Source organism: Chlorogloea sp. CCALA 695 (assembly GCF_003003885.1).
Taxonomy (GTDB): Bacteria; Cyanobacteriota; Cyanobacteriia; order Cyanobacteriales; family Chroococcidiopsidaceae; genus Aliterella.
In genome coordinates this window covers 140,135-160,967 of record NZ_PVWN01000004.1, presented here as the reverse complement: position 1 = coordinate 160,967, position 20,833 = coordinate 140,135, and the positions used below count along the sequence as shown (strand labels likewise).

The 20,833-nt window shown below is 41.8% G+C and carries 23 protein-coding genes, 1 tRNA gene and 1 other annotated feature; of the genes, 9 read left to right on the top strand and 15 right to left on the bottom strand.

All coding sequences use genetic code 11. The annotated features are described in order from the left end of the window. Window positions 1–290: 290 nt before the first annotated feature. The 8 genes from rplL to rplS form a co-directional block, all read right to left on the bottom strand. On the bottom strand, window positions 291–683 hold the full coding sequence (gene rplL / locus C7B70_RS04075; protein ID WP_106367793.1) for a 50S ribosomal protein L7/L12: 393 nt from the start codon (window positions 681–683) through the stop codon (window positions 291–293). Between the two features lie 44 nt (window positions 684–727). After that, complete coding sequence (gene rplJ, locus C7B70_RS04070) at window positions 728–1,288, bottom strand: 50S ribosomal protein L10 (protein WP_106367792.1); 561 nt, start codon at window positions 1,286–1,288, stop codon at window positions 728–730. A gap of 36 nt (window positions 1,289–1,324) precedes the next feature. Further along, window positions 1,325–1,478: a sequence feature (ribosomal protein L10 leader region), on the bottom strand. An 11-nt stretch (window positions 1,479–1,489) separates the two neighbouring features. Next, entirely contained in the window at window positions 1,490–2,203 is a 714-nt protein-coding gene (rplA, locus tag C7B70_RS04065; RefSeq protein WP_106367791.1) for a 50S ribosomal protein L1, read from the bottom strand. Window positions 2,204–2,272: 69 nt separating this feature from the next. Beyond that, window positions 2,273–2,701, bottom strand: coding sequence for a 50S ribosomal protein L11 (rplK, locus tag C7B70_RS04060; RefSeq protein ID WP_106367790.1), 429 nt, complete (start codon window positions 2,699–2,701; stop codon window positions 2,273–2,275). 9 nt (window positions 2,702–2,710) lie between these two features. Further along, window positions 2,711–3,382, bottom strand: a complete 672-nt coding sequence (gene nusG, locus C7B70_RS04055; protein WP_106367789.1) for a transcription termination/antitermination protein NusG — start codon at window positions 3,380–3,382, stop codon at window positions 2,711–2,713. Further along, window positions 3,382–3,576 carry a preprotein translocase subunit SecE gene (secE, locus tag C7B70_RS04050; protein ID WP_255409307.1) on the bottom strand — a complete coding sequence of 65 codons (195 nt, stop codon included), beginning with the start codon at window positions 3,574–3,576 and terminating at the stop codon, window positions 3,382–3,384. Before secE ends, nusG begins: the two co-directional genes overlap by 1 nt. A gap of 198 nt (window positions 3,577–3,774) precedes the next feature. Continuing rightward, a tRNA-Trp gene (locus C7B70_RS04045) sits at window positions 3,775–3,847 on the bottom strand. A gap of 114 nt (window positions 3,848–3,961) precedes the next feature. Beyond that, window positions 3,962–4,324: a 50S ribosomal protein L19 gene (gene rplS, locus C7B70_RS04040; protein WP_106367787.1), complete on the bottom strand. Its 363-nt coding sequence runs from the start codon at window positions 4,322–4,324 to the stop codon at window positions 3,962–3,964. Between the two features lie 238 nt (window positions 4,325–4,562). Between rplS and C7B70_RS04035 the strand changes: the two genes are divergently transcribed. After that, complete coding sequence (locus C7B70_RS04035; protein WP_199192040.1) at window positions 4,563–5,099, top strand: phycobiliprotein lyase; 537 nt, start codon at window positions 4,563–4,565, stop codon at window positions 5,097–5,099. 44 nt (window positions 5,100–5,143) lie between these two features. On the opposite strand, the gene C7B70_RS04030 is transcribed toward C7B70_RS04035, so the two are convergent. The 6 genes from C7B70_RS04030 to C7B70_RS04005 all read right to left on the bottom strand — a co-directional run bounded on the left by C7B70_RS04030 (window position 5,144) and on the right by C7B70_RS04005 (window position 12,877). Beyond that, window positions 5,144–6,856 (bottom strand): diflavin flavoprotein, encoded by a 1,713-nt coding sequence (locus C7B70_RS04030; RefSeq protein WP_106367785.1) that lies wholly within the window; start codon window positions 6,854–6,856, stop codon window positions 5,144–5,146. A gap of 46 nt (window positions 6,857–6,902) precedes the next feature. Next, complete coding sequence (locus C7B70_RS04025) at window positions 6,903–7,418, bottom strand: phosphate-starvation-inducible PsiE family protein (protein WP_106367784.1); 516 nt, start codon at window positions 7,416–7,418, stop codon at window positions 6,903–6,905. Between the two features lie 195 nt (window positions 7,419–7,613). Further along, on the bottom strand, window positions 7,614–9,335 hold the full coding sequence (locus tag C7B70_RS04020; RefSeq protein ID WP_106367783.1) for a diflavin flavoprotein: 1,722 nt from the start codon (window positions 9,333–9,335) through the stop codon (window positions 7,614–7,616). Window positions 9,336–9,578: 243 nt separating this feature from the next. After that, window positions 9,579–10,328: a serine O-acetyltransferase gene (gene cysE / locus C7B70_RS04015; protein WP_106367782.1), complete on the bottom strand. Its 750-nt coding sequence runs from the start codon at window positions 10,326–10,328 to the stop codon at window positions 9,579–9,581. Window positions 10,329–10,384: 56 nt separating this feature from the next. After that, a complete protein-coding gene (locus C7B70_RS04010) occupies window positions 10,385–10,873 on the bottom strand; it encodes a hypothetical protein (RefSeq protein WP_199192033.1) in 489 nt (162 codons plus the stop codon). A gap of 354 nt (window positions 10,874–11,227) precedes the next feature. After that, window positions 11,228–12,877, bottom strand: coding sequence for a DUF3352 domain-containing protein (locus tag C7B70_RS04005; RefSeq protein WP_106367781.1), 1,650 nt, complete (start codon window positions 12,875–12,877; stop codon window positions 11,228–11,230). A gap of 109 nt (window positions 12,878–12,986) precedes the next feature. Between C7B70_RS04005 and C7B70_RS04000 the strand changes: the two genes are divergently transcribed. The 7 genes from C7B70_RS04000 (at window position 12,987) to C7B70_RS03970 (ending at window position 18,936) form a co-directional block, all read left to right on the top strand. After that, window positions 12,987–13,346, top strand: coding sequence for a rhodanese-like domain-containing protein (locus tag C7B70_RS04000; protein WP_106367780.1), 360 nt, complete (start codon window positions 12,987–12,989; stop codon window positions 13,344–13,346). A 151-nt stretch (window positions 13,347–13,497) separates the two neighbouring features. Continuing rightward, the gene (gene hrcA, locus C7B70_RS03995; RefSeq protein ID WP_106367779.1) at window positions 13,498–14,565 is read left to right on the top strand and encodes a heat-inducible transcriptional repressor HrcA; all 1,068 of its coding nucleotides are present in this window, start codon (window positions 13,498–13,500) and stop codon (window positions 14,563–14,565) included. A gap of 55 nt (window positions 14,566–14,620) precedes the next feature. Continuing rightward, entirely contained in the window at window positions 14,621–15,295 is a 675-nt protein-coding gene (locus C7B70_RS03990; protein WP_106367778.1) for a DUF2834 domain-containing protein, read from the top strand. 67 nt (window positions 15,296–15,362) lie between these two features. Beyond that, the gene (locus C7B70_RS03985; RefSeq protein ID WP_106367777.1) at window positions 15,363–16,013 is read left to right on the top strand and encodes a hypothetical protein; all 651 of its coding nucleotides are present in this window, start codon (window positions 15,363–15,365) and stop codon (window positions 16,011–16,013) included. A gap of 30 nt (window positions 16,014–16,043) precedes the next feature. Then, on the top strand, window positions 16,044–17,870 hold the full coding sequence (locus C7B70_RS03980; protein WP_106367776.1) for an ABC transporter ATP-binding protein: 1,827 nt from the start codon (window positions 16,044–16,046) through the stop codon (window positions 17,868–17,870). 209 nt (window positions 17,871–18,079) lie between these two features. Further along, entirely contained in the window at window positions 18,080–18,415 is a 336-nt protein-coding gene (locus C7B70_RS03975) for a type II toxin-antitoxin system PrlF family antitoxin (protein ID WP_106367775.1), read from the top strand. A gap of 2 nt (window positions 18,416–18,417) precedes the next feature. Beyond that, window positions 18,418–18,936: a type II toxin-antitoxin system YhaV family toxin gene (locus C7B70_RS03970; protein ID WP_106367774.1), complete on the top strand. Its 519-nt coding sequence runs from the start codon at window positions 18,418–18,420 to the stop codon at window positions 18,934–18,936. Window positions 18,937–18,983: 47 nt separating this feature from the next. On the opposite strand, the gene trmD is transcribed toward C7B70_RS03970, so the two are convergent. After that, window positions 18,984–19,658, bottom strand: a complete 675-nt coding sequence (gene trmD, locus C7B70_RS03965; protein WP_106367773.1) for a tRNA (guanosine(37)-N1)-methyltransferase TrmD — start codon at window positions 19,656–19,658, stop codon at window positions 18,984–18,986. Window positions 19,659–19,946: 288 nt separating this feature from the next. Between trmD and C7B70_RS03960 the strand changes: the two genes are divergently transcribed. Then, window positions 19,947–20,810: a cyanophycinase gene (locus C7B70_RS03960; RefSeq protein WP_106367772.1), complete on the top strand. Its 864-nt coding sequence runs from the start codon at window positions 19,947–19,949 to the stop codon at window positions 20,808–20,810. The last annotated feature ends 23 nt before the right edge of the window (window positions 20,811–20,833 follow it).

The following is a 20,833-nucleotide window of genomic DNA, read 5'->3' as shown; positions in this document are numbered from 1 at the left end:
GTTTCAACGCTCTTGCCGTCGGCTCGTTGTTCGATGGGAGAGAATTTCTGCCTGTTGCGATGCTTTTGTTTCTCTTGCAACAATTCACCTTTGGAGCAACAGAATTTTGTTAGTGGGATAGGTTCATCAATAAAAAAAGCCGACTACTAAACTAGAGCAGGCTTAATATTTAAAAATTATCAGTCTACTTAGTAAGACTCACGCCCAAGAAATTCTCCAAAACCCTAAAAATTAATCTTTATTTCCCCCCTTTTTAAGGGGGGTTAGGGAGCCTAGTCTTAACTAAGTTTCTACTTAATACTTACTTTCGCACCAGCTTCTTCAAGCTGCTTTTTAGCATCTTCCGCAACATCTTTAGTTACAGCTTCTTTAACAGGCTTTGGTGTAGATTCGACTAAGTCTTTAGCTTCTTTCAATCCCAAACCTGTCAAAGACCGGACTACTTTTAGAATGGCAATCTTCTTGTCGGCGGGAACATCCTCTAGAATTGCATCAAATTCTGTTTGTTCCTCAACGGCTTCGGCGGGTGCAGCAGCCCCAGGCCCAGCCATCATCATCATACCGCCAGCAGGTGCAGCAGCACTCACGCCAAAAGCTTCTTCAATTTGCTTAACTAGCTCCGAAGCTTCTAGCAAAGATAGAGTTTTTAGTTGTTCGAGAATTTGATCGGTTGTAGCAGACATTGATTAACTCCAATAAAATTGTAATTGTTTCAAACTATTAGCGTTTAAGCGGCAACGTCGGTTTCGGCGCTGTCACCACCACCACTATCTTTTTCAGACACAGCTTTAAGGCTGCGACCAAGGGAAGCTGGAACTTCATTAATACTGACGGCTAGACCTCTAGCTACACCATTAATAGCGCCAGCAATTTGAGCAATAAGCTGTTCTTTCGATGGCAAATCACCGAGGGCTTTTACGTCTGCTTCTTTAAGCAAACGCCCTTCCATGACACCGCCGCGCAGTTCGGTTTTTTTGCTAACTTTTTGAAATTCCTGGTAAGCTTTAATTGCTCCCGAAATATCTTCTTTTACTAGCAAAAAAGCTGATGGCCCTTTGAGTAATTCGGTCATTGGCTGCCAGTTATCCTGACCGTCAATGGCGATTCCCATCAAGGTATTTTTAGATATCTTGCACACTGTACCTGTGGGACGCAAGCGCCGCCTCAAGTCAGTAATTTCAGCTACGGTTAGCCCTTGGAAATCGATGGCAAGTATTAATTGCGCTTCGCTCAAAGTTGCTTTAATTTCCGCAACCATTGCTTGTTTGTCTTTTAGCGTTCTACCCATGTTTATCTCACCTCCTTAAATAAAACATTGCTGCCTTTAGAAAACCAAAAACCCGACAGAATCTGCCGGGTAACGAAGTCATATTTTTGATACGATGCCAAAAAAGGGCGATCGCATTTACAAATACAAACCTCGGCAGGATATTAAGCGTAATCGCTCCTGCGGTCTTCGGCTTTGGGCTATGAAGTTTTTGGGCTTTTTTTACATTCCGTCGGTTTTCATGTCACGCAAGGCATTGATATCAACTTGAATCGATGGCCCCATTGTTGCTGATACATACATTGTCCGCCAGTAACGCCCCTTGGCTCCCGATGGGCGGTTGCGATCAATGGTTTCTTGCAATGCTTTTAAGTTTAAGAGCATATCTTCGGGAGGAAATGCCGCCTTGCCAAACATAACATGAACTATGCCTGTACGGTCGGCACGAAATTCTAGCTTTCCTGCTTTAAATTCAGAAATCGCCCCGGCAATATCATTTGTTACCGTACCACCTTTAGGCGATGGCATCAAACCGCGCGGCCCTAGCACCCTTCCTAGCTTTGCTACTTGAGGCATAACATCGGGGGTAGCAATCAATAGGTCAAAATCCATCATTCCTTTTTGGATTTCGTCGATTAATTCCTCTGAACCCACTAAATCGGCTCCAGCGTTTTTTGCTTCGGCTACTTTTTCTCCTCTAGTAATCACCGCTACTCTAATAGTTTGTCCCGTACCTTTGGGTAAGGCTACGGTAGTTCGTAGTTGCTGGTCGGTGTACTTAGGGTCAATTCCCAATCGAATATGCGCTTCGGCGGCTTCAGGAAACTTGGCCGTAGCGGTTTCTTTCAATAGCTGGAGAGCTTCTAACGGCTCGTAAGCTTTATCTTCAACTTTTTTGTGCAGTTCAGTCAGTCGGCGGGATAGTTTTTTTGTCATTTTTTTCCTGGGGTTTATTGCGAAGCTGTGCCTCTCCCCCTAATAAAATTACGCTGGTGTTAGTCTATTCTAGTTTTCGGCGATCGCTACGCCCATGTTTTTGGCTGTTCCGGCGACAATTTTCATTGCTGCTTCAATATCATTAGCATTGAGATCGGGCAGTTTTGTCTGAGCGATTTCTTGTAATTGGGCTTTGGTAATTGAGCCAACGTTCTTTTTATTTGGTTCGTTTGATCCTTTTTCAATTCCCGCCGCTTTGCGAATCAACACCGATGCTGGGGAAGTTTTGAGAATAAATGTAAAACTCCGGTCTTCAAATACCGATATCTCTACAGGTATTACCGTCCCCGCTTGGTCGGCGGTTTTAGCATTATATTCTTTGCAGAACATCATGATGTTTACGCCGTGTTGACCCAAAGCTGGCCCTACTGGTGGTGCGGGGTTAGCTTTGCCAGCGTTTAACGCCAGTTTGATAATTGCTACTATTTTTTTCGCCATCGGTTTGTCTTAGCCTTGTTTTTCGACTTGATTAAATTCCAATTCTACGGGCGTATCGCGTCCAAAGATCGATAATAGCGCCTTTAGCTTGCTTCTTTCGGGACTTACTTCTATAACTTCGCCTTCAAAGTCTTTGAATGGCCCTGATAAAACAATAATTTTATCTCCCGCACCAATGTCAATTTTGACTACTGGCTCTTGTTCGCTGGTTTGTTTGAAGATTCGCTCTACTTCGGCACTACTTAATGGTAAAGGTTTAACGTGACCGCGACCCCTGCCTGTACCCCTTCTTTGCTCGGCTCCGACAAAGTTAATTACATGAGATGTATTTTTTATTACCTGCCATGCTTGATCGTAGATTTTCCACTCCCCAGTTTCGGAGTCATGCCAACGTTGCAATTTAATTAGCACGTAGCCAGGAAATACCTTTTCTTTGCTATCTAGCCTACTGCCATCTTTGCGGATTTTGATTGCTTGGGTTTGCGGAATTTCTATCTGAACAATTTTATCAGCGACATCTAACGTTTGAGTGCGTTGTTCTAAGTCGGCTTTTACCTTCTTTTCACAGCCAGAAGCAACTTGTACGGCGTACCAACGCGCCGATGACGGCGTTGAACCGGAGTTTTCATCGTCTCTGTTTTCTTGGCTCTCTAAATCAGATTCATCTGTTGCATAGTTCATTAAAATACCTTTGCTGCTGCCCAAGAAAATAAGCCATCTACAAGATAAATTATTCCTGCCGATAAAATTACCATTAATAAAACGGCGACCGATTCGCTAACTAATTGTTGACGACTGGGCCACACGACTTTATCTAATTCTTCTTTCGTGCCTTGAAAAAATTTTGTCAGGCTAAATCCGCTATTTGGTTGAATCTCAGCTTCGTTTTTTTTATTCACTGGTAGCTATTTGCTCCTGGAAACTTTACACCTATAACAGTTAATTATATTATTTACTGTCTCTTGGCTGCAAAACTAACCTTGAAACGACTGTTTTACACACAATAATTCTGCCCGACTGCTATTGCTTGACGATTTCTCGGTAACAATGCTTTCGGGCAGAAGTTGCTTCAGCGCGCCCTGGAGGACTTGAACCCCCGACATCAGGTTTTGGAGACCTGCGTTCTACCAACTGAACTAAGAGCGCACAATGTGTTAGAAGGTTACAGCTTTTTATAACTGCAATCATCCAGATTTAATACTATATCACATTGTTGTCATAAGTAGACGTTGATGGCAACGTCTTTAACTAATAACATTTCTACAAAGCGCGATCGAACCTTTGCTTGATTCGGGTTGCCTTACCAACGCGATCGCGGAGATAGTAGAGTTTAGCACGACGAACTTTACCCCGGCGTAAAATTTTAATGCTTTCAATGCGGGGTGAATGTAGTAAAAATACTCTTTCTACACCGATGCTTTGAAATATTTTTCTTACAGTAATGGTTTCATTGATGCCACCATTACGCATAGCAATTACTACACCTTCATAAGGCTGAGTACGTTCTTTGCCGCCTTCCTGAATGACTACACCTACCCGTACAGTATCGCCGACATAGATATCGGGTAAATTCGACTTTAATTGCTCCGCTTCAATAGAGCGGATGATTTCTTGAGCGTTCATGGTCAAATTAAAAAACTCACAAATATCAATTGTAAGTCTATAAAGACAATTGAGTGTAAAAAACCAAGACAAAAAGATGCGAAGCCCGTTACCGAGCGCGCTTGCGCTATCGCACTTTTCCTTCTATCTACAAGCTTACTTCGTCAACTCGATGGCTTTATCAAAATAGTTGGTATATTAAGATTGTTAACAAAGCATTGCGAAAAGTTGCATACTTTAGGTTACAGAAGGATTGGTAATTGTGACAGTACAACTCGCTCAGAGCAAAGAAGCATCAGTATTAATTGCAGAATTTTTCCAAGCATCCGCAGGAAATTGGCGCTCGGAGCGGCGTTATTACACTTTGCCTGATGGAGAAACAAAAGAGATGGTAAGTCTAATTACTATAAAGTTTTTAGCTCAGGGATGCGAAAAATTGCACCAATTAGCACAGTTGCACCAATTGAGCGACTTAGATTTGACTTGTGGAGCGCAAGTTAGCTGGAATAGTACCGATTCTGTATCGGGGAAAAAGCAATCTAAAGGTTCTACGCTATTTGGAGTGTTGGGAACAATATTGTACCGCGATCGCGGTTTTGCGACACCTAAGCCTGTAAAAGCTGACTATTATTTTATTAATGACCAAACTATGTGTTTGCGAACCGAGTACAACGGTTCAATATTTGAGGAAGAATTAAAGCTTGTGGGTAGCAATTATCGAACTAGACAAACAATTATTTCTCGCGCTGGCGAACAACAAATGATCGGTCAGTATTTAGAAAAACGTATCGAATAAAAATGTAGAGACGTTGCAATGCAGCGTCTCATTAGCAAAATTCGTTAGTAATGGCTGCCAGACTTGCGATGATGGACAGCAGTAAGAGCATCAGACTGTAACAATTTACCAGAAGTTGCGATCGCGTAAACTATCCAATGATCCCCGGCTTCCATGCGGTTGCTAACGGAGCATTCAATATAAGCTAAAGCATCGCTGAGTACAGGAGAACCATTATCCGCTTTTTCGGTAGCAATCCCTGTAAATCTGTCTTCCCCCGGCGTAAAAGGTTTAAGAAAATGCTTCATTAAACCTAAATGTTTGCCTTCGGGGAGGATATTAATGACAAAATTTCTCCCTGGATACATCAATGATTCTACGGCTCGTTCTTTGGCTACCGCTACTGTTAAGCCTGGAGGGTTAAAAGTCGCTTGGGAAACCCAAGAAGCCAACATTGCACTAGCTACATCGTCTTGGTGAGATGTAACGACACACAAAGAACCGACTAAATGACCTACCGCTTGTTCGACATTAGTAGCTGGAACCCTGGGAGAACGGACTTTTTTAGCTTTTTTCAAGGATTGAGCAAAGTCTGTACCCGCTTCCTCGCAGAGTTTTAGCGTGACATCAGTAGGTTTAAATTTGACGCGCAGAGTTTCAAATCCAAAACGATAACCAGCATCGCGCAGTTTTCCTTCTAGCAAGTCAATAGCTTCGCCACTCCAGCCAAAAGAACCAAATACTCCTGCAAGTTGGCTGTTAGTAGCGGTAGATAAGATAATCCCTAACGCCGTTTGAATAGGAGTCGGTGCATGACCGCCAAGGGTAGGGGAACCAATGATAAACCCGGCAGATTTTTCAATTGCGGCTTGAATTTCGGCGGGTTCTGCTACTTCACAGTTGATTGATTCTACACCTACGCCAGCTTTTGTAATTCCGCGCGCGATCGCACTAGCTAAAGTTGCCGTGTTGCCATAGGCAGAAGCATAAAGTAAAGCTACTTTGATAGCTTGAGTATTCTGTTGTTGGCTCCAAGTACGGTAAGCTTGGGTTAGTTCTAGTAAAGCGTAGCGTACTAAGGGGCCATGACCTGTAGCGTATAGCCTGACAGGAAAAGACGATAACTTATCTAAGCCTGTTTCTACTTGACGGGCATTAGGAGCCATGAGACAGTCGTAATAATAACGCCTGTCTTCGTTAAAGATTTCCCACCCTTCATCAAAAACTTGATCGCCGCAGATATGAGCGCCAAATAACTTATCGGTGTAAAGTATTTCTGTTTGCTGGTCGTAAGTACAAAGCTCGTCGGGATAGCGGGGGTTTGGTGTGGGGATAAATTGTAAATTATGACCTTTGCCTAAGTCTAAAGTTTCTTCTCCCTTGATAACGAGAATCTTTAATTCCGTATCTGGTAATGCAGTGCGGAGGTTGATTGCACCAGGGTTTGAAGTTACAAAAGTTATTTGCGGTGCTACTTTGAGTAAGGCTTTGAGAGTAACGGCGCGGTTGGGGTTGACATGACCTAAAATCACGTAATCCAATAGCTCTACATCAAAACGTTGGTGTAAAGCTGCTAAATATATATCTGTAAAGGTTTCACCAGGGGGATCGAATAGCGCCAGCTTATCGCCGCGAATGAGGTAAGAATTAGCGGTTGTACCTCTGGCTAAAGCATATTCAATTTCAAATCGTAGCTGAGTCCAACTACGCGATCGCAACACAGTTGTATCTGCGGCGATGGGCAATACTTGGACATCCCGTTTTTTAGCGTTTGGCATAGATTGAGGTAGTTAACAGTAATTTATTCGTGTCTTCAGCAATAAGTTAAGACTCTGAATGTTTGGAATTGGCAAGCTCGAATGTTTGTGACTTAGCTTTTTGCTGGCGACGTTCGGGATCGATGCCGCTAAAGGTTGGCGGTATCCAAACTCGGATTATCAAAAGCGCGCCCATAACTAGCAAATAAGCACAGGCTGACAATATCTGACTCCAAGGTGTTTCTAGTACACCTCTAACAATTACTTCTCTTAATGCCGAAACGATCGATACTTCTACAGCTACCCCAATCGATACTCGTTGTTCTTGCAAGTAAATAATCAGTAGGCGAAACAACTCGACTAAAATCAGTAGAAACAAAATGTCTGAGGTTACAGCTTTAAAGTTTAAAGGTGGCAACAACGAGATAAACAAAGCCCGCAATTGGATCGCCATAACGCTGAATAAACCGATGCAGAGGGACACTACAATGAAGTCTTGGATGGTTTCAAGCGCGCGGACAATCAAACTTTTGTTAAACCAGCTATACCAGTTGCTTGACGGGTTGTTGTATGAGTCTTGCATTTATTAGGCTACTCCACCTTAACTTGATCGCTTTCAGTTTACTTTATTTAAACTTATAGCTCAATAGGTTATGCATTTGAAATACTAATACTTACGTTTGGAAAATTGTCTGTGAATTTGATGAAGTAATTACTAAATAAAAGTAGGGGTACTACGCTACCCCTACTAATCTTAAAAACAGGCAAACAATCGCAATTAGTAATAGTTGCCTACTTTACGATGATGCACAGCAGTTAGAGCTTCGGGTTTTGATACTCTACCCGCATCAACGGTACTGTAAACTATCCAATGATCGCTTGTTTCCATCCGGGCAGTAACAACGCATTCTAAGTAAGCCAAAGCATCGGTAAGGATGGGCGAGCCATTTTCCGCCGTTTGGGTTTTGATGCCTGCAAAACGATCCGCACCAGGAGCAAACCGCTTCAGAAAGTGTTTCATTAAGTGCAAGTGGTTTCCTTCTTCCAGTACATTGAGGACAAAGCGATCACCTACAAGCATTAATGATTCAATAGCCCTATCTTTGGCAACGGCAATCGTTAACCCTAAAGGTGTAAAACTTGCTTGAGATACCCACGAGGCAAGCATGGCGCTAGTTAGATCGCCTTTTTGGGCTGTAATGATATAAAGTCCGCTACTGATGCGCCCTAGGGCTTTTTCGAGGTTGCTATCTATGGCTTTAAGTTCTTTGATACTGCGATCGCGTGTTAGCCATTGTCCTAAGTCTGTCCCGGCTTCCTCACACAGTTTATAGGTGTTTTCTGTCGGCGAATCTTTAATCCGAATTGCTGGGAAAGCTTCCGATAAACCTAAATCTCTAAACTTAATTAGCAACGGATCGATAGGTTCGTCATCTCCTCCCCCAGACTCGTACAATCCTATGGCTTGCTTGCCTTTTGCTGCCGCTAAAACGGTACTCAGAGCGGTTTTGACGCTAGAATTTGCTGAAGTTGGCGGCATAGATATGACTATTCCAGCACTGCGACTGACAAGTTCTTGAATCTCTTGCAAATCGCTTGCTCGCATATCTACCATTTCGACAGCGACTCCAGTTTTTGTAATCCCACTAGCGATAGATTGAGAAAGGCGATCGCTATAGCCATAATCAGACACATAAAAAACTGCTACAGTTGTTTCGGCTTTGGCTTTAGTTTGGCTCCAGTTGCGGTAACGTGCGGTTAATTCTGTAACGTTATGCTGTAACAATGGGCCGTGTCCGGTGGCGATAGTTGAAACTTTGCCTAATTCGTCCATCCGCTTCATCGCTGACAATACCGAACGAGCATTAGGAGCCATCAAGCAATCATAATAAAAGCGAAAATCTGCTTCTATTGCCCCCAAATCTTCATCAAAGGTATATTCGTCGCAGTAATGCAACCCAAAAGCATCGCAAGTATAGAGAACCTGGGTTTGGCGATCATAAGTAAACATAGTATCTGGCCAATGCAAGTTTGGCGCACTGACAAATTCTAGTTCGTGTCCGTTGCCCAAGTCTAAAACCTCGCCATTTTTGACAATTTGCTTTTTAAATGGTTGGTGTACCATATCTTCTAAAAACTGCAATGCAACTTTTGACCCGACTACCGTTGCGTCAGGATTTAGTTGCAAAATGTCTTTAACTAATCCACTGTGATCTGGCTCAGTGTGGCTGATAACTATGTAATCAATTTCTGTAGGATTAATTAGTTCCGTTAGCGTATCTAAATATAACTTGCGGAACTTTTCGTGACTTGTATCTACTAAAGCTGTTTTTTCACCACGAATTATAAAAGAGTTATATGTAGTGCCGTTTTGCAAGCCAAATTCGATGTCAAAGCGATCGCGATCCCAATCTAAGGAGCGAATCGCTGTCGTATTCGGTGCAATTTCGGCAGTTTGCGTAGTTAATCGCTTTTGGTCTTTATCAGTGAGCGCTACCATCGGTCGTCTCCTTAGCAACTACTTTCATTCTCTCACGAGTGCCAAGTAAAGTTTTATTGAAAAATTTATAGTTAGGTTAAAAAATATCAATCTCTAAAAGTGCTTGAAGTATCGATAAGTGCGAAGTGCGATAGCGTCAGCGCGATCACACCAAGCAAACAATATAGCGCAAGCTAGTTGAGAATTACAGTAAGTTTAAAGAAGCTTCTAGCTTACTTTGTAGCGCTATCAGACAATACTAAACTAAATACCCGATCCATCAAAAAACTCTTGCATTGCCCTATCTCTAATTTGACAACTAGAGACGATGGCGGCGGAAACATCTTTTGCTTCTAAAATTGCCTCATGAGAAGACAATTGTTGATCGTGTATTTTTTCTACTTGTTGTTCTAAGGCTTCAATGCGATCTAACAAAACCCGAATTACCTCAGCTTCTGAATCTGGCAAACTGCCGTGTTCTAAAGGATCTACTCGTACTCCCGCACGATAAATAATTCTTCCTGGTACGCCTACTACCGTGCAGTTAGAAGGTACATTTCGCAAGACTACAGAACCCGCACCAATTCTGACATTACTGCCAATTTCTATATTGCCTAACACTTTAGAGCCAGCACCAACTACAACGTTATCGCCTAAAGTTGGGTGACGTTTGCCGCTTTCTTTGCCTGTACCGCCGAGAGTGACACCCTGATAAATCAGCGCGTAGTCGCCCACAATAGCAGTTTCACCAATCACAACCCCCATACCATGATCGATAAAAAAACCTTTGCCGATAACTGCACCAGGGTGGATTTCAATTCCCGTTACAAACCGAGCAATAAAAGAAATTAAGCGAGGAAGAAACGGAATGCCCTGACGATAAAATCTGTGGGCGATACGGTGCAACACTATTGCTTGCAAGCCAGGATAGAAAAATAAGACTTCTAACCAGTTGCGGGCCGCAGGATCGCGCTCAAATATAATCCGAAAATCGGCAAGCAGTGTAGATAGCACGCTGTTATACCCGCCTTGGGTAAATACTCCATCTTTTATTTTAGCGTTAAGTGTTGCTACTCTTGCACCGAAAGAGTGTATTTATACTTTGCCCCGGCATCGATCGCACCTACCCAAATTTGATAAGTACCTGCTTGCCATTGGGAACTTTCTATACTAGCGTCCTTGTTATTTCCACTATCATCACCGCAACTAATATTATCTTTCGGCCCTTTGATTACTAAAGTAGTATCATTTCCTTCGCTATTTACTCCAACTTTCAAGCGCTCGAATCCTTTATCTAGTACCAATAAATGATCGGGATTGGTATCGCCAAAGCCAATACAAGGATTATTATTGCGATCGCGGTTAGCTATGGTAGATAAGGAATAAGAGCCACCTGTAAAGCCTGTAGCGGTTCCTTGAGAAGGTTTAAACCCAGGAGCCAAAGACAGAGTACCAAAGTTAGCTGGTTGCGCTGCTACGGGCAGCACACTAATAGCTGTAAGCAGCGCTAACAAATAACTGTTTTTAAATCTAATTAAGGGACGAATAAACTTCATCATAGCCCTAGAAATATGTCACATAAAGTATTTATCTATACCTACTCTAGCTAATAAAACTAGCAATTCCTTATTTATGTGCCACAGTCTACTTTGGCATACAATCGTTTTTCGCAGAAAGTTAAATTTTTATGTTCCTTCACCTCAAATAAAAAGCTATAAATAGGTTTAATCTACCAGCCTTTAATTTAGCAATGCCTCCTTTTTTACTAATTGTTATTTTGTTAATAACGGGAACTTTTTTTACTCAAGTATTTGTCTTAACTCCGCTCGATTTTCTCCATAGCTTAAATTTACCGGCAGGTATATTTTTAGCTTTGTTAGCGCTGGTGCTAATCTGGTGTTTTGGCGAGTGACTTATTTGGCATTGAATTTGAAGAAAACACCGCCAGTAAGTAATTGGTCTTTATTGTCGTAACTGCTAATAGTTAGCGATCGCAAATTATTAAAAAATGGCTTTCCCGCTACTTCCAGCAGGCTGATAATCGGCAATTCACGCTTAATCATTGCTTGATTTTCTTGCCAATCTATATATACATAGCCTTCATTTGGCTGAGGAAGGGCGCTGGTATTGGCAATAAACTGAGAATTAGCTGCTAAAGATCCGTTTTTGTTGACTTTTAAAACTTGTTCCATTGCAGCGATTGATGTTGTAAAAACTTCGTAGTTATCTACCGTAGTATGTACCCCTTGCACTTTGGCTTTGAGGGTAATTGATGACTCGGTAGCATTTGCTACGGGCGTTAATTGTGTCCATGCAGAGACTTTTTGATTCTCCAAAGGTAGAGAAGTGATACTTAATTCTTTAGTAGAGGCGATCGCATTTAATTTTTCAATTCCTTCTACAGTGCTAGGGGTTTTTTCTACTACAAAAATCCAATCATTATTTGGTAGTTTTCCTAAAGCGTACTCTCCCTCTACCCAACTGAAAATATCGTTTTGTAAATTTAATCCCCAATTCTTTTGAAGTTCTGCTAATGAACTCCCCACTAATTTAGTTATTGATAAGCTTGGGGAAACTTGCGCCAAAAATTGCTGCAAATTGCTATTAGGTAATGCTTTTAAATCTACTCCAGAAATTGCCAAATTCACCGCCGCCGGAATATATTGTAAAGCCTTTACTGGTTGCGCCAATGTAGGCATTGACGGCAAAATTTCTTTGTCTAATCCTGCAACTATAGTAGTTTCTGCAAGTAATCCTTGAGGATTTAATTCCAAAGCTACAATTTGACTTTCGTAAGTTGCCAAATCTAATTGTTTTTCCTTAGATAAACTAGGATAATTTAAAAATACTAAACCCACTTTACGAGCAGATAGTTGGGTAAGCGCTTGCTGGTACTGGCTAGAAGTCGTCAAATTGAGATCGGGGGCTTGAACATTGTTAACGGCTTCTTTTAAGACTTGGGGATGATTGGCAAATAATACAAAATCATCGCCCACAACCGCCCCAGCAAAACCGCTTTCTTTATTGTCCGATTGCAGACGAGGGCTGTTGCTTAATAGCCTAATTCCATTAGATTCTTCGATAACTAAATTAGCCCCGGCGATCGCCTTTTTTGTAAACAACAACTCTACAAAATCCCGGCTTTTTTGTGCGTCTTTGGTGGCGATGGCTAATAAATACCCCGGTTGTTGTCCATTACTAGGATCGCGATCGCGATCGGTGCTAGTTACAGCTACAGTAATTTCTTCCCCTACCCAAGGCTTAATATCTTGCTCGTAGTCAAGGTTAGTATTAGCTAGTACGCTATTTTTAATTTGGTTTAATTGGTCTTTCGTTTTGCGTCTTTCTTGGGGACTGGCGACTACTTGCGCCAAATCTTCAAGGCGATTGGGATTTACTAGCAGTGATACCATAATTGGCGCTTGCTTAGATACAAATATCGCAGCGCTGGGATTTTTTGGGCTACCAATTAGCGCCCCGTTTCCCAAACTTTTACAACCACCAATCCCTGTTAAAAATACAATTACAACAGCTAATAGAGAAAAAAATGACTTTTGATTCATAGCGGAAAACCAATTGCAAAAATTAATGTTGACAAAATATCAAGATCATGTATTCCCTTAAAAACTGGTGGGAATGCTAAAAATAAGTTTAGTAGCAAGTTAGAACAAGATGTCAGCCCAATTTCAACCGCCGATTGTTTCCGTTAGTGTAGAAGAACTTGCCCAATATCTCAATAGTGGTGCAGTAGAAGGATTGCAGTTGATAGACGTAAGAGAATTAGAGGAAATTGTGATCGCCTCCCTTCCTAATTTTACGATTTTGCCTTTGAGTCAATTTAACCAATGGGCGGAGCAAATAACTACCCGTTTCGATCCTCACCAAGAAACCTTGGTATTATGTCATCACGGTATTCGCTCTGCTCAAATGTGTCAGTGGTTAGCTAGTCAAGGATTCACCAATGTTAAAAATATTACTGGTGGAATTGATGCTTATGCTAGTCAGTGCGATCAGGGTATCGCCTTGTACTAAATTGTGTAGGTCACCAAACCCTAGGGAAGAATTACGTTTAACTACTACAACTTATTTGTTATCCTGTATAAATAGATTCAAATATTTAGCGAATTTTTAGACAGAATCTTTGCAAGCTCCTATAAAATTGTGCGTCCCGTTCGCTTCAGCTATGCAAGTCCAGCTTACCAATAGACAACAACATATACTTTGGGCAACAATCCGCCATTATATTGCTACGGCGGAACCTGTGGGTTCCAAAGCTTTAGTAGATTGTTATAAGCTGCGCGTCAGCCCCGCGACAATCCGTAATGCAATGGGGGTACTGGAAAAAGCTGGATTGCTCTATCAACCCCACACATCGGCGGGTAGAGTACCGTCAGATTCAGGCTATCGAATTTATGTAGATGAATTGATTACGCCTGCGGAAACGTCAACGCGCAAGTTTGAGCAAGTATTACAAGACTTGCGAAAAGAAGATTGGAGTTTAGAAGCCTTGTTACAAGGGGCATCACAAATTCTTGCCACCGTTAGCGGCTGTATTACATTAATTACCATGCCGCAAACCAGTACCGCTAGTTTGCGTCATCTCCAGCTAGTACAGGTAGATCCGGGGCGAGTAATGGTCATTGTCGTTACTGATGGCTACGAGACACAATCGGCGTTGATGGAGTTACCGGGTACAGAAGAAGGTCAAATCGATCCAGAAGTAGTAGAAAGAGAGTTGCAAATTCTTTCTAATTTTTTAAATAGTCAATTGCGGGGGCAAAGTTTAGCTCAATTAGCGATATTAGATTGGAGTCAATTAAACCTAGAATTTCAACGCTACGGGGATTTTTTGACCCATTTTTTAGCAGATTTGCATCGTCGCGCCAAGCCACCCGCCGCCACCCAAATCATGATTCGCGGCGTATCTGAAGTATTGCGTCAGCCAGAATTTTCCCAATTGGAACAAGTAAAAACAATCATCCATCTGTTGGAGGAAGAACAAGAACAACTTTGGCAGTTAATATTTACACCAGAGGTTGAGGGATTGGGCAGGCAGCGAGTCACAGTAAGAATTGGCGCAGAGAACCATTTAGAGCCAATTCGTGGTTGTACGTTGATTTCGTCTACTTATCGCCGGGGTACTGTACCTGTAGGTAGTGTAGGGGTGTTAGGGCCGACGCGGATGGATTATGAAACAGCGATCGCTGTAGTCGAAGCGGCGGCAGATTATTTATCTGAGGCTTTAAGTTAGTAGAAATAATTAGCTGTTTGAATCCGTGAAGTTTACTTAGTAAAATAAGATATCTATGAGTAAAAAAATTGCTTTTATAGTTCTGTGGCTGAGTTTTGCTACCTACGCTTTTTTCCTTGCTCCTCCAGAACAACCCGGCACTTTTGAATTAATTAAAAATCTTTCTACAGGCGTTTGGGATGGTGTCAATCCCTTAGTTATCTCTTTATTTAATATCATGGGTATTTTGCCGATGATTTATAGTTGCTTGCTATTTATTGATGGGAGAGGGCAAAAGATATCTGCCGCGCCTTTTGCTTTAATTTCTTTTGGAGTTGGGGCTTTTGCAATTTTACCTTATTTGTTTTTACGGCAGCCAAACCCAGAATTTCCGGGTAATAAAAATTGGTTCATTAAGTTACTAGATTCTCGAATTACAGGAGTTTTACTACTTCTTAGCACTGTAGGCTTAGTTGGGTATGGATTAATAAACGGTGATTGGGCAAATTTTGTCGGACAATGGCAAACCAATCGTTTTATTAACGTGATGAGTTTAGATTTTTGCTTGCTTTGCTTGTTACCGTCGGTACTAATAAGCGATGATATGGCGCGTCGCAATATGGATAATTCTGCACTATTTTGGATTACAGCATTGCTACCACTATTTGGAAGTTTGATTTATTTATCTGTGCGATCGCCAATACCTGAAAAGAGCGAACAATTATCTAAAGCGCAAGCTGTATCTACATAATTAGTAAGACGTAGTTACCGTAGGTTATCCGTTTTAATTGCATTAACCTACTTGCTCTATATAAATTATGCTCAGAAAATCTGTATTGTGGTCTGTATGGGTGGGATTTATCGCCTATGTTTTACTTCTAGCACCACCTTTGCATTTACCCGAAACGATCGCACTACTAATAAACATATTGACTTTTCAATGGGGAGAAGTTAATGCAATTATTTTGTCAATATTTGCTTTAGTGGGAGTTTGGCTACTAATCTATAGTTGCCTGCTATTTATTGATGGAAGAATGCAAAAAATTCCTTTTTGGGTTTTTGCTTTAGCTTCCGTAGGATCGGGTGTAATTGGATTAATACCTTATTTGGCATTGCGAGAACCAAATCAAGAATTTACTGGGAAAAAAGATAAATTCTTAAACTTACTAGACTCTCGTTCTACAGGCATTATTTTGACTGTATTTACAATTTTTGTGCTAGTTTACGGCGTATTTGCGGGAAATTGGACAGATTACATTCAACAATTTCTTGGCGATCGCTTTATCAATGGCATGAGTTTAGCATTTTGTCTATTTTGCCTGCTATTTCCGATAGTTTTGGGCGATGATATGGCAAGACGTGGTTGGTTAAGAGATTCTCAACTATTTTGGGTAATAGCGCTAATCCCGTTATTTGGGCCTTTACTGTATTTGTGCTTGCGTCCGCCATTAATCGAATCTACAAGCTAGGGTGGAAGTGCGCCTATTTTTTAGCTGGAAATGATTAGTCGAAAAAAAAGTATTGCTAGATTAGTTAGACAAATATTTGCAGTGTTTCAGTATAGCGGACGAGCGCTGGAATTGGTATGGAACACTAGCCGCACTCTGACAATAATTTTGGCAACTTTGACAGTTATTGCTGGTTTACTTCCTGCCGCGATCGCCTATATTGGTAAATTAATTGTTGATAGCGTGATTCTTGCCTCTCAATCAGGACTAATAGGCGATCGCAATGCAGCTTTTTTCTACTTAGGAATAGAGGCTATTATAGTTGCTATTCTCGCTGGAAGTCAAAGAGGGCTAAGTATTTCTCAATCTTTACTGAGGGTATTATTAGGGCAAAAAGTTAATGTTTTAATCCTTGAAAAAGCGCTAACTTTGGATTTGGCTCACTTTGAAGACTCAGAATTTTATGACAAAATGAGTCGAGCGCGGCGAGAAGCTTCTAGTCGTCCTTTAAGCTTAGTTAGCGGTACTTTCAAATTAGTTCAAGACACGATATCTTTAGCTACCTATGGCGGGTTGCTATTGAAATTCTCTGGTTGGGTTGTAATTGTCCTGATTCTGGCTGCTGTACCTGCTTTTATTGCCGAAACTAAGTTTGCTGGTGTAGCTTTTCGCCTATTTCGCTGGCGCGCACCAGAAACGCGAGAGCAAACCTATTTAGAGACTCTAATTGCCAGAGAAGATTTTGCTAAAGAAGTACAGTTGTACGGGCTTGGTGCAATGCTGTTGCAGCGCTACCGGGATATTTTTAATCGATTGTACTCCGAAGACCGCAACTTGACCCTAAAGCGGGGAATATGGGGTTATTTGCTGGGGTTAGTTAGTACATCGGCTTTTTACATTGCGTACCTATGGATTGTAGTTGAAGCGATCGCAGGGCGCATTTCTTTAGGAGACATGACAATGTATTTAGTAGTATTTCGCCAAGGACAAACTACTTTTGCAAGTTTCCTTAGTTCCATTGGCGGAATGTATGAAGACAACTTATATCTTTCTAACTTGTACGAGTTCTTAGAACAAGATATTCCTCAACCATTGGGTAAATGTACTTTTGGTTTACTTCCTGGGGATGGCTTGCGGTTTGAAAATGTTTCCTTTACTTACGCGGGTAGCCTACAACCTGCTTTAAAAAACGTTTCCTTACACCTAAAACCAGGAGACAAATTAGCAATTGTCGGTGCTAATGGTTCGGGCAAAACTACGCTAATTAAGCTGTTAACGCGGCTCTATACCCCCAGTAGCGGGCGAATTGTTTTAGATGGGGTAGATTTACAAGAATGGGATATGAACGCTCTGCATAAGCGGATTGGGGTAATATTTCAAAACTTTGTACGCTACCAATTTACTGTCGGCGAAAATGTAGGCGTGGGGGATGTAGAATACCTAGAAGACGCAGCTAAATGGAAAACCGCCGCCGAAAAAGGGATGGCGTTAGCTTTTGTCGAAAAAATGCCCGATAAGTTTCAAACTCAGTTAGGGCGATGGTTTAAAGATGGACAAGAATTGTCGGGGGGTGAGTGGCAAAAAATCGCTTTATCTCGTGCGTTTATGCGGACTAAAGCCGATATTTTGGTACTAGACGAACCCACCGCCGCGATGGATGCAGAGGCGGAAGTACAGATATTTGACCGCTTTCGCAGCTTGGCAAAACATCAAATGGCAATCTTAATTTCTCACCGTTTTTCTACCGTCAGAATGGCAGATGCGATCGCAGTTTTAGCAGATGGCGAATTAATTGAACAAGGAACCCACGAGGAGTTATTAGCCGCCAATGGTCGCTATGCAAGGCTTTTTACTCTCCAAGCAGCAGGTTATCACTAAAATACAGGTTTTGTTGAATGAATTCGTTATTCTATATCGCAGATGTGCGATCGCTTAATTGAGTTAGGGATTAAAAGTGACCGCCAAGGGTCAAACGCCTTCCTGTAAGTAACAATTTCAAGCTCTAAGGACAGTAAAATTATTCTTGACAAGACAATGCAATTGCATTACCTTAAAAATAGAGTTTTACGACAAAATTGGAGGTTGCTATGGTTGCTAAAACACTAGCCCCATGCTCAGAATCTACTCTCACCGATCGCTATCAAACGACAATTCCCGATCACATTCGCAAAGTCCTTGCCTTGAGTAAGCGCGATAAAATCTGTTATACCATCGAGTCTGATGGTAAAGTAGTAATTTCTCGTGCTGAAAAGACCCAGAGCGATCCGATACTAGGGCAGTTTTTAAATTTTATTACACAAGATATCGGCAAGAATCCTCAGCACTTACAAGGGATTAGCTCTGATTTAGTAAGCCGTGTTCAGTCCTTAGTTGCTGAAGTTGATTTTGATCTTGACGCACCACTGTTGGACGAGGATGAATAAGTTTGTCTGCAAATCGACCGCTAGTGGTTAATGGTTGGAACATATTTGCTCATTCTCTATTCCTCGATCAACTTGAAGAACTTTTGACGCAAGTTGAACAATTGCGTCAAAAACATCCCAAAGATTACAAAAAGAAGAATGCCACGAAGCGTTTAGCTGCTGTAGCGAAGTTAGCCTTTGAGGTAATTCCTCAAGATCCAACACGGAATGATTATTGTCAAGGTAATACCCTTGGTGATGATTATAAACACTGGTTTAGAGCTAAATTTTTTCAGCAATATCGACTATTTTTTAGGTATCATCAAGAGGGCAAAATCATTGTTTTCGCTTGGGTTAACGATGACAACTCTAAGCGAGCTTACAAAAGTAAGACTGATGCTTATTTAGTTTTTAAGAAAATGCTTGAAGATGGAAATCCTCCAGATAATTGGGATGACTTACTCAAAGACGCTGAAGGCGAGACTAACCGTTTAGAGAAAACGGTTGAATACTACGATCACCGTGGATTAATGGAAATATAGAGTAGGGAGCCATACTAGAAATGCGACCTCATTTTTGCAACTAATAATCAACTTTCCAATAAATCGGGACGACATCGACGGGTTTTTTGTAATTGCTGTTCGTAGCGCCACTTAGAAATTGCTGCATGATTGCCCGATCGCAAAACCTCCGGCACTTTCCAGCCGCGAAAATCGGCCGGGCGTGTATACTGCGGATAATCTAATAATCCCCCTTCAAAACTTTCGGCGCTCAAAGATTCAACTTTGCCCACAGTCCCCGGTAGCAAGCGCACCACCCCATTAATTAGCGCTAGAGCCGGAATTTCTCCCGCCGTTAGGACAAAATCCCCCAAGGACACCTCACGAGTTACTAAAAACTGCACGCGCTCGTCTACCCCTTCATAGTGACCGCAAATAATTACTAATTGGTCGTAATTAGTGGCAAATTCTTTGAGTAAAGGCTGATTTAAGGTTTGCCCTTGGGGTGTCATTAACACTATCTCCCGTCGGGGTAGAACAGGTAAAGACTCCACCGCCGCAAAAATTGGCTCTGGTTTCAACAACATTCCCACCCCCCCACCGTAAGGTTCATCGTCAACTTTGCGATGTTTGTCGGTAGTAAAGTCACGGGGATTAATTAGATGCACTTGGGCGATCTGTTTGTCTAAGGCTTTACCTAATAGCCCTGAACTTAGGGTAGAGGTAAAAAAGTCGGGAAATAAGCTAACAATATCAAATCGCACTGTTTTGTATGAGAAAGGGAGGGAAAATAATCAGAAGAGTAAAAAATCTCTCCAAGCAAGGTTATTTTAGTTGATTAAATTATGTTTAAATATTGTGACATCTTGCGAATTATTTTTGCTCCAGTGTTAATTATTCAAGAGATACTGAGCAATCCTCAGCAAATTTGCTCGTCAAGCCAGGTTTTGCAGTGCTTAGGGGTTAAACGTGAGGCGAACTTAGGTTAAACAAATTAACCCGCATCAAAAATACTGGAGCGTTAAATTTTGCTGAGGCTATTGAAAAAAACTATGTTGCAACTAGAAGCTCAAATATTGGAAATAATGACACCCCAAGCAACGAAAACCTCCGTTATGGTTATTGGTGGGGCAGAAGATAAAGTTCATGGCAAAGAAATTCTCCAAACTTTTTTTTATCGCTCTGGCGCTACAGACGCTCACATTGCCATCATTCCCTCCGCTTCGCGCGAACCAGGTATTATCGGCGAACGGTATACAAGCATTTTTACGGAAATGGGGGCAAAACAAATTGATGTTCTTGATATTAGAGAACGAGAACAATGCGACGATGAGGCAATTCAAGCCAGCTTAGAAGCTTGTACAGGAGTATTTATAACTGGTGGCGACCAACTGCGCTTGTGTGGAATATTAGCCGATACTCCCGTAATGGAAATTATTAGACGAAGGGTGCAAAAGTCGCAAATAACTCTAGCCGGAACGAGCGCTGGAGCCGCCATTATGGGTCATCATATGATTGCTGGGGGTGGTAGCGGAGAATCGCCTAATCGATCGCTAGTAGATTTGGCTACGGGATTAGGTTTTTTGCCAGAAGTGATTATAGACCAGCACTTTCAAAACCGCAACCGCATGGCAAGATTGATTAGCGCGATCGCAACTCACCCTGATCGCCTGGGCATTGGGATTGATGAAGATACCTGTGCAATGGTAGAAAGTGATGGCTGGCTGCACGTTATGGGCAAAGGTACAGTAACAATTGTCGATCCTGGGGCAAACTGTTATACAAATCAGCCTAGGGTGGGGGCTACAGATCCCTTAAGCCTGCATAATTTACGCTTGCACGTGTTGAGTCATGGCGATCGCTACCATATCAACCAACGCAAGGTTTTAGCCTCGATACATCAAATTTCTAGCTAAGACCTGTACACTAAGGCGTAAGT